Source organism: Pantoea sp. SIMBA_079, assembly GCF_046940275.1.
GTDB lineage: Bacteria > Pseudomonadota > Gammaproteobacteria > Enterobacterales > Enterobacteriaceae > Pantoea > Pantoea borealis.
The window spans coordinates 1-391 of sequence record NZ_JAWRYR010000065.1 but is presented as its reverse complement, the minus strand read 5'-3'; the positions used below and the strand labels follow the sequence as shown (position 1 = coordinate 391).

1 protein-coding gene is annotated in these 391 nt (G+C 57.8%); it reads right to left on the bottom strand.

Annotated elements, in window-relative coordinates; genetic code table 11:
• Window positions 1–391, bottom strand: a 391-nt coding sequence (locus SB719_RS19110; protein ID WP_412159597.1) for an ATP-grasp domain-containing protein, incomplete at both ends; no start/stop codon positions are given.

The window sequence follows — 391 nt, the reverse complement described above, 5'->3', positions numbered from 1 at the left end:
CAGACCTCGTCCTTTTCGGCGGCATCCTCGATCCCGTGTTCAAGATTAGGATTATCGTTGACTTCGATCACAACCACCCCATCGTCCGTTTCCTTCAGATCGACGCCATAAAGCCCGTCGCCAATGCACCGTGCCGCGCGTAAGCCGGTTTCCAGTACCAATGGCGGCGCGTCGCCCAGCGCATAGGATCGAAACCCGCCTTCCAGCGGCTTGCCGCCCGTATCGTGCTTGACGATCTGCCAGTGGTTCTTGGCCATCATATACTGGCATATGAAGAGCGGCTTGCCGTCCAGAACACCGACGCGCCAGTCAAACTTCGTCGGCATGTATTTTTGCGCCAGCAGGAGATCACTGTCCTCCAGCCACAGGGCAGCAAGCGCTTTCAGTTCGC